This is a genomic window from Streptomyces sp. NPDC003032 (genome assembly GCF_053591415.1).
On record NZ_JBSFTT010000012.1, the window covers coordinates 49,138 to 61,947 of the forward strand.

Here is a 12,810-nt window from a genome sequence, read left to right on the forward strand (position 1 = left end):
CGCCGGAACGTCCGGGTCAGTTTTCCGTACGGATTTTCACCCGCCCGCGGCCGCCCTACTGGGTGGCGTGAGGGCGGGGGCACCACCGCATGGAGAAGGCGACGGTGGCGCCGGTGGGGTCGGCGCTGATGGTGAGGTCGTCGGTGACCAGGCGTGTCAGCCAGAGGCCCTGGCCGTGGCCCGCGCCGTTGATACCGGGGGCGAGTTCGGGGATGACGTCGGCGGTGAAGCCGGGCCCGCCGTCGCTGATCCGGCACCGCAGTTCGTGACAGGCCGCGCGGGCCAGCGTCAGCACGCCCTGGCCGCCGCCGTGCTGGACCGCGTTGCTGGCCACGGCGTCCATCGCCACCACGAAGTCGCCACGCCGCTGCTGGGGCAGCCCGACCAGGGCGGCATGCCCCTCGACCAGCGCTCTCAGATAGGGAACGTCCTTGGCTGTGAACGGAGTTCGCAGGAGGATCTCCTCGGCCCCCTCTGCTTGACCACCGCGTGTATCGAAGGTCATGGCCCTTTCACCTGGAGATGTCGATGGCCGAGGGGGACGCGCCGAGGTGTCGCAGCGTTTCAGCGCAGCGCTTGGCGCAGCGGACCCGTACCGGCCTGTGCGGCGTCGCGAGGCCCATCGTCCGTACGAGTTCCCTCGCACACTCCACGCCGAGGAACACCACCCCGTCGAGGTCGATGGTCAGTCCGGTCTGTGCGTCCGGTGAGCGGACGGCGTCGGTCAACGCCCGCGTCAACTGCTCGCGTGTGGCCAGGTCTGCTTCCCCGACCAGCCGGAGCGTCCGGCCCGCCAGCCTGGTCCGCAGGCGTCCGAGCGCGGGCAGGAGGTTTTGCGGATGAGCCCGGCACATGGCCTCCAGGACCTCTTGCGGAAAGCGGTCACGGTCGTAGGCGCAGATCTCGCTGTAGAGCCCGGAGGTGAACAGGTGCTCCGCCTGGCGTTCGCGGGCCATCATCACGTCGAGATCGGCTTCGAGGTCGGCGACCCATCCCATGTCGATGTAGGTCCGCAGGCCGGTGAAGCCGTGCGCCCGCGCCGACTCGGTCTCTTCCACGATCCGCCGCCACTGCTGCGCCGCGGTGAACGTGCGGTCGGGAAGGATGAGTTGGCGCATGCTGTTCATTTCGAGGCGCCCGCTGCCGTACCCCTGTTCCAGCAGTACTCCGGGCGCGTCCCTGAGGCGCCGCAGCACGTCCGAGGCGTTCAGGTGCGGAGAGGGAAAGACGATGACCTTCTCCCCGCGGGCCACGCCGTTCCACACGAAGGCCGACAGTACGTCCCACCCCTGCAGATGGTCGTCGTAGCAGAGAAAGGCATGGTCGCCGGCGCTCATCTGCTGCACGGGCAGCGTCCCGGGATGTTTCAGATCCGAAGCGAGCATCGCCTTCCGCTCCCTGATAAGGCTGCCTGCTGTAGGGAGAAAGGTACTGCCTGTGAGGGAGTGCTACGGCCCATTCGGCCTCACGTCACGTGGAACGCGTGGAGGGGGCCCTGGTGCCGTACGGCACCAGGGCCCCGAAAGGAACACTGCGTACTACTTACTGCGTACTGCACTGCTGGTACTGCGAACTGCTTCTGGCGGCCCCTGATCACCGCGGGCCACCCGGTCCGGTGGTCAGCCCCGTCGCCGTCCTGCGACAACCATGGCTTCGAAGCTCCACCACCGCACCGTCGTACGTGCACTGCTGCCCGGCAGTTCGTGTCTGCCGGGCCCTGCTCGATCTCGGCTACAACAGAAACCATAGCTACGTGAGTGCCCAATGTCTACTGTCGTGAGTACAGATTTCCGCGTGCTCATCGATGAGGTATTCGCCGGCGTCGGCCTATGGATACCGCGGCACGCAGTGAGGGCCCGACCGGCGCGTGCCGGTCGGGCCCTCACTGTGGTTCTGGTGTCGGCTCGCGGCCGCCCCGTCGGTCAGACGGTCATGGGTGCGCCCAGCATGGCGGAAGCTCGCTGGAACGGGCTGACGGTGAGTGCGGGCGCGGGCGCGGCCACGGGGAGGGCGCGGCAGGTGAAGCCGAGCTGGGCCATGGCCCGGAGGACTTCGCCGGAGCTGAAGTCGCGGCGGTCCTGGCGGGTGATGACCTGGCCGACCTGCTTGACGGGGTAGTGGCGGCGCCCGATGATCACGGACTCTCCCGTGACCGGCTCGGGCTTGACGCCCTTCATCGTTTCCAGCACGCCGCTCTTGGTCAGGTCGAACGGGAAACGAGCGATGACACAGCGCATGACACCTCACAGGGAGAAGGGGGGAAGCGGAGAGAGGGGGGGAGGGGAGGGGGAGAGAGGGGAGACGGAGGGAGACGGCGCGGGGCGGCCGACCGCGATGAGCTGATTCAGCAGCGCGCGAGGGCGAAGCGCTCGCTGCCGTCGCTGATGTCACGCAGGCGGATCCGGTCCGTGTAGCCCGGGCTGTCACGGATGGCGGTGAGCCGACCCCGCGTGACCAGCCCGGTGCGCTTGCCGTCCTCATCGCAGACGATCAGGTGTCCGACGCGGGCGCCGGCCATGACGGACAGGGCCACCTCGACGGTCATGTCGTCCCAGACCCGCGGTCCGACTTGCTCCGGGAGTTGCGTCTGTACCGGCGTCAAAGGTGCCTCCTGCAGAGAATGAGTCAGCTTCCTGATCAAGACACGAAGGTTGGGTCTCAAGCCGCCGTGTTGACAGGGGACTGCTGTACGGACGCGCGCCGTGCCGCCGAGGCGGGGCGGCGACGGCCGCGTGAGGCGGTGCCGCGCTTGGGGCGTTCGGAGACCGGCGCGGTGATGACGACCGGGATACCGGAGGGAGCCTGGGCGCCGGTGATGCGGTGCAGGTCCGCCTCACCGGAGCGGACCTGGGTGATCTGCGGGCGGATTCCGGCGTCCGACATGAGGCGGACCATGCTGCGGCGCTGATTCGGCGTGACGAGGGTGACGACGCTGCCGGACTCGCCCGCGCGGGCGGTGCGGCCGCCGCGGTGGAGGTAGTCCTTGTGGTCGGTCGGCGGGTCGACGTTGACGACGAGGTCGAGGTTGTCGACGTGGATGCCGCGGGCGGCGACGTTCGTGGCGACGAGCACGGTGACATGCCCGGTCTTGAACTGCGTCAGGGTGCGGGTGCGCTGGGGCTGCGACTTCCCGCCGTGCAGCGCCGCGGCCCGCACGCCGCTGTTGAGCAGGTCCTGGGTGAGCCGGTCGACGGCGTGCTTGGTGTCCAGGAACATGATCACGCGGCCGTCGCGGGCGGCGATCTCAGTGGTGGCCGTGTGCTTGTCGGCGCCGTGGACGTGCAGGACGTGGTGCTCCATCGTCGTGACCGCACCGGCCGACGGATCGACCGAGTGGACGACGGGGTCCGTCAGGTAGCGGCGCACCAGCAGGTCGACGTTGCGGTCCAGGGTGGCGGAGAACAGCATCCGCTGCCCTTCCGGACGTACCTGGTCGAGGAGCGCGGTGACCTGCGGCATGAACCCCATGTCCGCCATCTGGTCGGCTTCGTCCAGGACGGTGATGCCGACCTGGTTCAGTCGGCAGTCGCCGCGGTCGATGAGGTCCTTGAGCCGGCCCGGGGTCGCGACGACGATCTCCGCCCCGTTGCGCAGCGCGCTGGCCTGCCTGCCGATCGACATTCCGCCCACGACCGTGGCCAGGCGCAGCTTGACGGAACGGGCGTACGGAGTGAGCGCGTCGGTCACCTGCTGCGCGAGCTCGCGGGTGGGTACGAGGATCAGCCCGAGCGGCTGGCGGGCCTCGGCGCGCTGCCCGGCTGTCCGGGCGAGCAGGGCGAGGCCGAAGGCGAGGGTCTTGCCGGAGCCGGTGCGCCCGCGGCCCAGGACGTCCCGGCCGGCGAGGGAGTTCGGCAGCGTCGCGCCCTGGATCGGGAAGGGGACGGCCACACCCTGCCTGCCGAGTTCGGCCAGCAGCGGCGCGGGCATGTCGAGCTCGGCGAAGTCCTCCACGGCGGGAAGGGCGGGAGTGGTCGACTTGGGGAGCGCGAACTCACCCTGCGGAGCGGAGGGCCGACGGCCGTAGCCGCCGGAACGGCGCGGGGCCGCTGAGGCGCCGCCGTTACGGGTGGGGGGGAAGCGGTCGTTCGTGCGGGTGCGGTCGTTCGTGCGTGTGCGGTTCATGCGGAACCTTCCTTGATGCGGCGCATATCAAGGAATTCCCGCAGCGATGAGCAGCGCAGAGAATTACAAGAATGGACCGTTGGCAAAACCGAAAGCGAATCCGGCCGACGAGGAAAACCTATGCGGCGTAGTCGCTGAGATGAATGACGCGATGCGGACACGGAAATTGAATCCGGAGCGGCGTCGACTGCGGGGAGGTCATGAAGCGGGGATATTATGCGTACCCCTGCATGGGCATGAGCATCCGCGTACGGTGGGGCTGGGACTGCGGATTTCTCCGCGTCGTCCGCAGGTGAAATCACTGCGGGAAATGCATGCAGCTGGGGCCCGCACCCCGAAGGATGCGGGCCCCAGCTGCAAGTGCGCGTATGCGTCAGGCGGGAACGATGTTCTCGGCCGTCGGGCCCTTCTGGCCCTGCGCGATGTCGAAGGACACCTTCTGGCCTTCGAGCAGCTCGCGGAAGCCCTGGGCGGCGATGTTCGAGTAGTGGGCGAACACGTCAGCGCCGCCACCGTCCTGCTCGATGAAGCCGAAGCCCTTTTCCGCGTTGAACCACTTCACGGTACCAGTAGCCATGTCAATCTCCTTTGGGGCAGTACATCGGGATCCGCACTGTGCGGACACCGTGTCGCCGCGATGATGACCCCGCCGGAAATGACCGGTAATACAAAAGTGTTCCCGTCGCAGTATGCGACCAGGAGCACTTGAAGTTTCGGGAACCACAACTGCAACTGAGACGACAGTAGCACGTCACGGCAGCCCGCGTACGTTAAATAATTTCCACCCCTCTCTCACTCTGCCCGCTGTGCCAAAAACCCTTACTGCTTGGCTCCTTAAACTCTCACTTCGCGAGCGCAGACATTGATTCACCGGTGGGCGCGATGGCCGCGGTCGGCTCCCGGATGGCTCCTGGAGTCCAGGTCGTCCACCAGAACGTCGAGAGTGGCCTCCTCACGGAGTGCGACGCCGAGGGCGGTCATGGCAGGGGTGAGATCCGGGTCCCAGTCCGCGCTGACCGGCTGGCCGTCGAGCGCCAGTTGTGGGATGCCCTCAGCCTGGCTGTGAGCGGCCAAGTGCTCGTCGCCAACGCGATCCCTGGCCAGTCGAAGTCGCCGTGGTAGGTGAAGCGACAGCCTGTGGCGGCGAGGGCGTCGCGAAGCGTGAAGACCGCCGTGGCGGCGCTGCCGGACGTGCACACGAGGGGCCGGACGCAGGCCGCGTCCGCCGCGGCTTCCACCACGCGCGGATTCTCACAGATGTGGATGAGCGTCCCGGTGGGCAGTTGCAGCCGAAGGTCATGCAGGTCGCATGGTGTGACGTGGGCTTCGGCGCGATGCTCGGCCCGCTCTCGCAGGGCGCGCTCCCGCCAGCCCTCGCCGTCGGGTCGCAGCCCGTACGTCAGCACCGTGCTGGAGACCTCGTCCGGAGTGACGGACACCAGCCGCCACAGAGCGCGTCGACCAGCCGCGTCGTCGGGAAACTCGGCGCCATGGGCGAGGGCGCGGTCCGCAGATGGGCGGCGTAACAGGCGTGAGGTGGATGGCGATCGTCCTACCCTCTATGGTCACCTCGGTGCAAGCCGTAGCGATCACTCTGTCAAAGCCCGCGGCGCACAGCGCACTCGAAGGAGGGACGCCACTCGCTGGCAGCAACCCGGGGAGCGGTATCTCGGAGTCGGCGCTCCGGTGGCTCCCAAACGGCGCCTACAGCAAATTAGGACCGGTGTGATCTCTCAGCGCCGGTCCTAAGCTGGTATTTCACTGTTGGGTGGGGGGTTGAACAACGACCTCTTACCGGTCAGTCCATTACCGTCTCTTGGGATTCATTGGAATCCGGGTCGTCCCCCTCTGGCGCATGGTTCTCCACCGTCCTGCGCCGCAGGTTCTCCACGTCAGTCAGGATGCCGACCAGCAGTTTGTGTAGGTCGTCCAGCTGGTCCACCGGGACGATCGGGGTGTGGTCCCCGACTTCCGGCTCCAGGGCGTGCAGATGGTCGAGGGCGTCCCGGGCGCCCTGCACCCCGAGGTGGAGGGCCTTGCGGTGTGCGGCGGCGCGCTGGCTGGGAGGTGGCGGAGCGTCTTCGGCGCGGGGAGTCGGGACGGGGACGGTGGGCAGAGCATCCTCGGCCCCCTGAGCAGCGCCGTCCTGGAACAGCGCCGTCACCGGGTCCGTGGTGACGGGCACCTCGCCGGAAGAGGCACTGGTGGAGACGCCACCGTCTACCAGCACCGTCTCACCGTTCGCCGAGGGCGCCGCCGGAATCTGCACCGGCGCCGGACCGGTGACCGTCGACGGGGGTACGGCCTGTGCCGCGCGCTCCGGGGCCGAGGCCGCGACGACATCCCACTCGTACAGTGGCATCGGCACGCCATTGGCGTCACGGGCGATGCGGTCTGGGGCATTGAGATCGACTTTGAAGTACACGTACGGCGGCTCGGCGGACGTGGCCGACTCCCTGCCGGTCAGGCTCTGCTTGGGCACGGAGTTCTGTGGGAGGTCGTCACCGCGGAACGTGTTAGCGGCCAGCGCGAGAGTCCACAGGCCGAGTTCGTTCGTCGGCCGTGAGAGTCCCTCGATGACCTTGTTCACGTCCGACCGGAAAGGGACACCGCCCTTCTCCTTCTTGGCCCCCAGCGATGAGCCGACGTTCCTGGTCAGCAGCTTGTCGGCGATCAAGGCGACACCGCCGGCCACAGCCAGGGTGCGGCGGGCGTCGTCGTCGCCGTTCATCGCCGGTGCGATCAGCGCGGTGAAGTCGTCAGTGGGCTGTGGAGTCCAGCCCTGGGTGACGTCGTTCGACAGCACACCACCGTTGTTCCACGCGTTTCGAGCCTGCTTGGTGACGAGCTTCTTCTTCGCACGCCAGGGCAGGTCGATGATCGGACCGAGCAGCTCGCCGAACCCCTTCATACTCATGCGCTGGCCGCCCTTGATGGCCTTGGCTTGGTCCTTGAGAAGCTCCAGGAGATCCGGCTGTGTCAGGGCGCTGACCAGGTAGACGGCACGCCACAGCGCGGTCCCGGGTGGTGCCGGATCGCCCCCGAACACCTGCGGAAGCTCGGCCACGGGAATGCGGCCGACGGCAAGGCCGTACACCGACTGGAGATCAGCCGTGTTCCAGCGCGGGTCGCCCTGCTGGATGATCCGCTTCAGGGCCCGGGTGATGACCTCGACGTTCTGGGCCGCCGCGTCCCACTGCTTGAACTCGACGTGTACCGAGGCCAGTACTGAGCGAATGGCGTCATCAAAGATGTCCTCGGGAGACAGCACTCGGCCCTCGTGTCCCTCGACCCCGACGGCGATCTGCGCCGGAACGACGTAGGACTGGGCGATCTGAGCGGCCCGAAGCCCGGGCGTCGTCCCCTTCATCTCATCGTGGAACTCTTGCCGAAGTTCCTGCCGCCACCGAGTTCGGCTGGCGGCCAGCCGCTCCCCGAGATCGGGCCCTCCGGCCGTCCCTGCCGCGGAAGCGCTGCCGAGCAGTGCGTCGGTAGCCAGGGTGGCCACCTCGGCGGGGTCGGCACCGTGCCCGGCTAGTACCGCCCAGGCGCTGGCGAGTCGGGTGATGCCGTCACGGACGACTAGAACGTGGATCGGCTCCGCGCCGTCCTCGAAGGTGATCTCGACGGGGTGGGTGATCAAGTTGCGGGTGACGGAGCGCGTGAGGATGGAAGTGGCGTAGCTGTTGAGCGACAGCGTCGCGTGGATGGTCTGCCACACGTGGTTCCGCAGGTGGGTGGGATTCTCGTAGCGGTACTGCACGATCGCACCGGGACGGCCCTCATGGGTGATCCCGTGCACCTGCGGGTCGGGTACCTCCGAGACCTCCATGCCGGTACGAGGCTGGGGACCGGGAAACAGCTCGCTGAGCAGGACACGGGTGACAAGCGACAGCAGCGTCGCCCCTTCGACGTTCTCGACCATCAGGAGGTCCGTGGGCTCATCCTGCGTCGGGCGAAGCTGAACTGCCAAGGCTTCGGGCCAAGTTGTCGCACGAGCTATGGCTCCCCACGCAGTGTCCGGCAGCCAGGTGCTCGGATTGGCCCGGCCCGCTGCGGTCACCGCCGCGACATGGCTGTCCGTTGAGTCGGCAGGGAGGTGGGGCGAGATGTTGGTTACCCGGATCGTGTCCGTCCCCCAGGGGACGTCGATGGAAAGGGCAGCGGGTTTGTCGGTGGTCATGGGCGCAGATCTCCAATGTGTGGTCCGAAGTGGCCTGGCGGTCATCACGAAGGGCGGCGAGCCGCACTGAACTCGCCGCCCAGGTCGTTATGCCAAGAGTTCTCCCGCGATATCCTCATTTGCCCAGGGCAACTCTGGGGGGAGCCAGGTCGGCCTGCAGCTCATATGTGGGTAGCACCGGTGTTGATAAGCGGCGTAGGCCCCGAGCTTTGCGGGTGTCAGGAACAACTCCACCTCGGTCGCACGACAGGGAAGAGCCCTCAAGGCGGATGATTCCGGAGACAGGGGTTCAAGATCCGGGCCGTCCGCCGTGAGGCGGTACCAGGCAATCCCCCGGCTGGTGTGGATGAGGGCCAGCCCCGAGGGTCGTCCGGCGAGTCGAGTGCACGACCAGTCGAGCACCTCCTGATCGGCCTGCCCGGAGTGTCGTTTGGGCATATGGGCGATGAGCGGCTTGGGGAACTCGGCCAGTGCCTCGGTGAATTGTCTGGCGTACTGGCGACCCAGTGCCTGCGCAGCTTTGGGGCTGGTGGCCCTCACGCGGAGACCACATTCCCCCTTGACGAGTCTGCTTGGATGTGGTATGAGCCCTGCTGTAGGGATGCGGAGGTGGTCGCCGAGAAGAGCATTCCATCTATGTCGGTACCTGGGAATCTCTGCTCCTGTCAGTTCAAGCACACATATGGTCCGAAGCGGCAGCCGTCCGGAGGTGCCGACGATGAAGACGGGTTCCTCGCGAGGCGCGCGTATCTCTTCAGCGTTACTCATCTGCAACTCCTGGACGTGCCGGTGCCCTGTAGACAGGTGACGATGCGTCACCAGCGTGACGAGCGAGACCCGTGGAACCACCGTACGGACGAGCCGTGGGCGCACGCAGTCGTTTTTAGCCCGGAGCCCACGCTGGATGCGGTAGATGCGCTCACTGATGTACGCGGCATGCAGGAATCAGGCGTGTCGCTTCTACGCAACTCAGCTCAAGTTGCTCTTGGCTCGCGGGTAGTTGTCGAACACCTGGGGAAGAGGGCTCATCCCGAGCTTGTCCAGATGCGCCAGGGCGGCGGCGACGTCGGCAACTTCGCCGAGGATGCTGTCGCGTTGAATGACCCACGCGAACTCGCTCTCGGATGTCGGCAGCGTCCGCGGCAGGGTGGAGAGCCCGATCCTCTCGAACTCTTCGCTGATCTGTGTGCACAACTCAGAGCTGAGCCGGGCTCGTTCCGGCGCAGCATGCTTCTTGATGAAGTGCATGGACAAGCGCTTGATGCCGTGGTCGACCTCGACCGCGTGCTTGATAATTGTGAAGTCCATAACTCAGTAGCTTACTGAGTTAATAAGGAAGTTGAGAAGGAAAAGCCAGGATCTGCCTCACTGGAGGAGCTGATCTGGCCAACCGCTCGTGACTAGCGGCGGTGCGGGCGTGGCTAACCTGGACAGGGCTACTCCGGCCGCCACTAGGGTGTGGCCGCTGATGACACCGATCGTCTCGGTGGAACTCTGAGAGTGTGCGAGGGGGCGCGTCAGCAGCCACATATCCAGGGCGTACCGGGCGGTGGCGCTCTCAGGAGAGGTGAGGTGGCTCGGGAGCCTCGCTGGCTGTTCCGAGCGGCCGAGGGGCGGGCTGATTTGACGTGGCGTCACCCCCTAGGGGACGCCGCTCCCGTCGCCCACGACCCGCCATCCGTGCGTCGTCGGTCGTACGCCCCGGAAGTGGCACGGCCCCCACAACCACTCAGGGGCCCGACCCGCTAAGCGGATCAGGCCCCTGACCTGGTACTTCACTGTCGGGGTGGCGGGATTTGAACCCACGACTTCTTCGTCCCGAAATGAGGTTCGACCATGATCCAGACCTGCGCCTCCTGTAAAAATACAGGTCAGAGCATTGTTCTGAGGTGGTGCGGAAGGCGTTCCGGGTCGCGGGGCTCACCAGCTCACGCCGTGCAGTGACGGTCATTGTCTGAAGATAGGAGCAGACTCTGGTGTCCGTCTCGGTCTTTTCACAGCGAAACGTCTGTCTCAAACAAGATGTCGTCGCCCAGCCGAACTCTCCGCAACTGGCTGGCTTCTAGCGCCCGGTATCCGCACGCTTCGGCTGATCAGTTGCCGCGAGGCGCGTACATGATGGCTGCCATCGCGGCGCGGCAGACCAGTGCGCCGATGACGTCGAAGCGGTCAGGGCGGTAGCCGTCGGCGATCATGCCCCAGGCGATGGACCCTGCGACGAAAATGCCGCCATAGGCCGCGAGGATCCGGCCGAAGTCGTCGTCGCTCTGGAAGGTGGCGACCACAGTCCGCTGCCTACGTCGCGTACTAGCTCGTGATCCATCACCTGGCACAGCGGCGCGGCCCGTCCGAAGCCAGGGGGGGGGCCGCGCCGCAGCACCGTTCAGACAAGGGCCGCGGCAGGTTCCGGTGCGGCGTCTTCCGACTTCTGGGCGGCCAGGTACCGCTCGGCGTCCAGGGCAGCGGCTGCTCCGGTGCCGGCGGCGGTGATGGCCTGCCGGTAGGTGTGGTCGACGACGTCTCCGGCGGCGAAGACGCCGGGCAGGCTCGTGCGTGTCGATGGTGCGGCGGCCGAGATGTAGCCCTCGGCGTCGAGGTCGAGCTGTCCGGTGAACAGTTCGGTGCGCGGGTCGTGGCCGATCGCGATGAACAGCCCGGTCACGTCCAGCTCGCGCTGGGTGCCGGTGATGATGTCGCGCAGCACGACCCCGGCGAGCATGCCGTTCGTCTCCTTGATCTCGGCGATCTCGCTGTCGAAGGCGAAGGAAATCTTGTCGTCGGCGAAGGCCCGGTTCTGCATGACCTTGGAGGCGCGCAGGGTGGAGCGGCGGTGGACGACGGTCACGGACTTGGCGAAGCGGGTGAGGAAGGTGGCCTCCTCCATGGCGGTGTCGCCGCCGCCGACCACGACGATGTCGCGGCCCTTGAAGAAGAACCCGTCACAGGTCGCGCACCAGGACACCCCGCGGCCCGACAGCTCCTCTTCCTTCGGCAGGCCGAGCTTGCGGTAGCCGGAGCCGGTCGCGATGATCACCGTTCGTGCGCGGTGGACGGCGCCGGCGGAGTCGGTCAGTAGTTTCACCGGGCCGGTGAGGTCGACCTCGACGATGTCGTCGTCGATCATCTCGGCGCCGAACTTCTCGGCCTGGGCCCGCATGGTCTCCATCAGCACGGGCCCGTCGACGCCCTCGGGGAAGCCGGGGAAGTCCTCGACTTCGGTCGTGGTGGTGAGTGAGCCGCCGACGAAGATGGAGCTGCCGAACAGCAGCGGGCGCAGCTGGGCGCGGGCGGTGTAGAGGGCGGCGGTGTATCCGGCGGGGCCGGAGCCGATGATGACGACCTCGCGCACGTCGTCGGAGTGCGTCACGCTACTCATGCCTCCTGCTGGGCGTCGATCTCGGCGATGAGGGCCTCGATGCGGGTCTTGATCTCGTCGCGGATGGGCCGTACGGACTCAACGCCCTTGCCCGCGGGGTCTTCCAGGGCCCAGTCGAGGTACTTCTTGCCGGGGAAGATCGGGCAGGCATCTCCGCAGCCCATGGTGATGACGTAGTCGGAAGCCTGGACGGCCTCGGTAGTCAGCACCTTGGGCTTGGCGGCGGAGATGTCGATGCCGACTTCCTTCATGGCCTCGACTGCGGCCGGATTGACCTGGTCGCCGGGGATCGATCCGGCGGAGCGGACCTCGACACGGTCGCCCGCGAGGTGGGAGAGGAATCCGGCGGCCATCTGCGAGCGCCCGGCGTTGTGGACACAGACGAACAGCACGGAGGCGAGCGGAGCGGAGGACATGCGTTCTTCCTTCACGAAGAGGGTCAACAGCTGGTGAGGGATGCGGGGTTCAGCTGCCCGGCAGGGTGGCGAGCAGGTCGGTGATGTGTGCGTCGATGGCGTCGCGTATCTGCCGGACGGCGGCGATCGGGGCGCCGTCGGGATCTGGGACGGGCCAGTCGAGGTAGCGGCGGCCGGGCACTACGGGGCAGGCATCTCCGCAGCCCATGGTGATCACGATGTCGGCGGCCTGGACCGCTTCGTCGGTCAGCGGCTTCGGGTACGCCTCGGCGAGGTCGACGTCCGCCTCGATCAGGACCTGGGCGACGCCGCGCTCCACCTCACCGGCGGGCTGGGTGCCCGCCGAGGACACCACCACGTGGCCGCCCGCACGGTGGGCGAGCAGAGCGGCGGCCATCTGCGAGCGTCCGGCGTTGTGGCTGCACACGAACAGCACCCGCGGCAGCCCGCTGCCCGGGGCCTCCGCGACGTGCGCGAGGGCTTCCAGCCGCTCGCCGGCGAGCCGTTCGGCCAGCACCACCATGTGGGTGCGCACACAGGCGGTGGCGGCCAGGCGCCGGTAGGAGTCGGTGATCAGGACCTGCACGGTCTCTACGGCGAAGCGGCCAGCATGCCGGGTGGCGAGCCGGGCGGCCCCTGCAGCCAGGCGCTCATCAGGCAGAACGGGCGGAGGCGAGGGAGAGGCGGACATGAAAGACCCCTTCGACCGGCCT

General features: G+C 67.3%; 11 protein-coding genes and 2 pseudogenes. All 13 read right to left on the minus strand.

All coding sequences use genetic code 11. The features are described 5' to 3' along the window. Nucleotides 1-55 precede the first annotated feature (55 nt). The gene (locus ACWDZ7_RS18700) at nt 56-505 is read right to left on the minus strand and encodes an ATP-binding protein (RefSeq protein WP_451798184.1); all 450 of its coding nucleotides are present in this window, start codon (nt 503-505) and stop codon (nt 56-58) included. Between the two features lie 7 nt (nt 506-512). Continuing rightward, a complete protein-coding gene (locus tag ACWDZ7_RS18705; RefSeq protein WP_451798186.1) occupies nt 513-1,385 on the minus strand; it encodes an MEDS domain-containing protein in 873 nt (290 codons plus the stop codon). A gap of 537 nt (nt 1,386-1,922) precedes the next feature. After that, a complete protein-coding gene (locus tag ACWDZ7_RS18710; protein ID WP_451798188.1) occupies nt 1,923-2,237 on the minus strand; it encodes an SCO5918 family protein in 315 nt (104 codons plus the stop codon). Nucleotides 2,238-2,344: 107 nt separating this feature from the next. Next, nucleotides 2,345-2,545 carry a CBS domain-containing protein gene (locus tag ACWDZ7_RS18715; protein WP_451798443.1) on the minus strand — a complete coding sequence of 67 codons (201 nt, stop codon included), beginning with the start codon at nt 2,543-2,545 and terminating at the stop codon, nt 2,345-2,347. Nucleotides 2,546-2,658: 113 nt separating this feature from the next. Further along, nucleotides 2,659-4,122 carry a DEAD/DEAH box helicase gene (locus tag ACWDZ7_RS18720; RefSeq protein ID WP_451798189.1) on the minus strand — a complete coding sequence of 488 codons (1,464 nt, stop codon included), beginning with the start codon at nt 4,120-4,122 and terminating at the stop codon, nt 2,659-2,661. A 373-nt stretch (nt 4,123-4,495) separates the two neighbouring features. Continuing rightward, nucleotides 4,496-4,699 (minus strand): cold-shock protein, encoded by a 204-nt coding sequence (locus tag ACWDZ7_RS18725; RefSeq protein WP_004986771.1) that lies wholly within the window; start codon nt 4,697-4,699, stop codon nt 4,496-4,498. A 290-nt stretch (nt 4,700-4,989) separates the two neighbouring features. Then, nucleotides 4,990-5,651: pseudogene (locus ACWDZ7_RS18730) on the minus strand (DUF2399 domain-containing protein). 269 nt (nt 5,652-5,920) lie between these two features. Further along, a complete protein-coding gene (locus ACWDZ7_RS18735; RefSeq protein ID WP_451798191.1) occupies nt 5,921-8,305 on the minus strand; it encodes a hypothetical protein in 2,385 nt (794 codons plus the stop codon). Nucleotides 8,306-9,274: 969 nt separating this feature from the next. Continuing rightward, nucleotides 9,275-9,613, minus strand: coding sequence for a hypothetical protein (locus ACWDZ7_RS18740; RefSeq protein ID WP_451798193.1), 339 nt, complete (start codon nt 9,611-9,613; stop codon nt 9,275-9,277). A 785-nt stretch (nt 9,614-10,398) separates the two neighbouring features. Continuing rightward, nucleotides 10,399-10,590 (minus strand): annotated as a pseudogene (locus ACWDZ7_RS18745) (YnfA family protein); the annotation flags it as partial. Between the two features lie 98 nt (nt 10,591-10,688). Then, nucleotides 10,689-11,681 (minus strand): thioredoxin-disulfide reductase, encoded by a 993-nt coding sequence (gene trxB, locus ACWDZ7_RS18750; protein WP_451798195.1) that lies wholly within the window; start codon nt 11,679-11,681, stop codon nt 10,689-10,691. Continuing rightward, nucleotides 11,678-12,097 (minus strand): arsenate reductase ArsC, encoded by a 420-nt coding sequence (locus ACWDZ7_RS18755; protein ID WP_451798196.1) that lies wholly within the window; start codon nt 12,095-12,097, stop codon nt 11,678-11,680. The genes trxB and ACWDZ7_RS18755 overlap by 4 nt, the downstream gene beginning before the upstream one ends. A gap of 49 nt (nt 12,098-12,146) precedes the next feature. After that, a complete protein-coding gene (locus ACWDZ7_RS18760) occupies nt 12,147-12,788 on the minus strand; it encodes an arsenate-mycothiol transferase ArsC (protein ID WP_451798197.1) in 642 nt (213 codons plus the stop codon). Nucleotides 12,789-12,810 lie beyond the last annotated feature (22 nt).

Excerpts from the sequence above, each read along its gene's own strand:
- trxB (WP_451798195.1), bottom strand. The coding sequence starts at position 11,681 with ATGAGTAGCGTGACGCACTCCGACGACGTGCGCGAGGTCGTCATCATC.
- ACWDZ7_RS18725 (WP_004986771.1), bottom strand. The coding sequence starts at position 4,699 with ATGGCTACTGGTACCGTGAAGTGGTTCAACGCGGAAAAGGGCTTCGGC.
- ACWDZ7_RS18710 (WP_451798188.1), bottom strand. The coding sequence starts at position 2,237 with ATGCGCTGTGTCATCGCTCGTTTCCCGTTCGACCTGACCAAGAGCGGC.
- ACWDZ7_RS18705 (WP_451798186.1), bottom strand. The coding sequence starts at position 1,385 with ATGCTCGCTTCGGATCTGAAACATCCCGGGACGCTGCCCGTGCAGCAG.
- ACWDZ7_RS18735 (WP_451798191.1), bottom strand. The coding sequence starts at position 8,305 with ATGACCACCGACAAACCCGCTGCCCTTTCCATCGACGTCCCCTGGGGG.
- ACWDZ7_RS18740 (WP_451798193.1), bottom strand. The coding sequence starts at position 9,613 with ATGGACTTCACAATTATCAAGCACGCGGTCGAGGTCGACCACGGCATC.
- ACWDZ7_RS18755 (WP_451798196.1), bottom strand. The coding sequence starts at position 12,097 with ATGTCCTCCGCTCCGCTCGCCTCCGTGCTGTTCGTCTGTGTCCACAAC.
- ACWDZ7_RS18720 (WP_451798189.1), bottom strand. The coding sequence starts at position 4,122 with ATGAACCGCACACGCACGAACGACCGCACCCGCACGAACGACCGCTTC.
- ACWDZ7_RS18700 (WP_451798184.1), bottom strand. The coding sequence starts at position 505 with ATGACCTTCGATACACGCGGTGGTCAAGCAGAGGGGGCCGAGGAGATC.
- ACWDZ7_RS18760 (WP_451798197.1), bottom strand. The coding sequence starts at position 12,788 with ATGTCCGCCTCTCCCTCGCCTCCGCCCGTTCTGCCTGATGAGCGCCTG.
- ACWDZ7_RS18715 (WP_451798443.1), bottom strand. The coding sequence starts at position 2,545 with ATGACCGTCGAGGTGGCCCTGTCCGTCATGGCCGGCGCCCGCGTCGGA.